A 404-nucleotide genomic window follows, 5' to 3' on the forward strand; every position below is an offset into this window, starting at 1 on the left:
GTGCCGCAGCGGTCGACGTCATGGGCGGCACCGGTCACGGACTGCATGGCATCGCGAACCATCTCCTGCTGGGCGTGGCCGGCCTTGACGTAGCCGCGATGGGCGATGCCCGCATGCACGCAGGTGCATAGGAAGCCGGCATGCTTGCCGGAGCAGTTGTTGTGCAGCGCGTTCGGCACGCCGCCGGCACGGGCAAGCGCTATGGTGGCGTCATGGTTCGACGGCCAATGCGCGCCGCATTCGAGCGCGGTTTTGTCGAGACCGGCTTTCGCCAGCATGGCTTGCGCCAGTTCGACATGCGCGGCCTCGCCGGTATGCGAGGCGCAGGCCAGCGCCAGTTCGCGGTCGCCGAAGCCATAGGCGTCGGCCGTACCGCTTTCGACCAATGGCAGCGCCTGGATCGC

The 404-nt window shown here is 68.1% G+C and carries 1 protein-coding gene; it reads right to left on the reverse strand.

What is annotated here, in order from left to right:
- Window positions 1-404, reverse strand: a 404-nt coding sequence (locus EN780_RS38180) for an asparaginase (protein WP_189557218.1), incomplete at both ends; no start/stop codon positions are given.

It is taken from the genome of Mesorhizobium sp. M4B.F.Ca.ET.089.01.1.1 (genome assembly GCF_004022605.1).
GTDB classification, from domain to species: Bacteria; Pseudomonadota; Alphaproteobacteria; order Rhizobiales; family Rhizobiaceae; genus Mesorhizobium; species Mesorhizobium abyssinicae.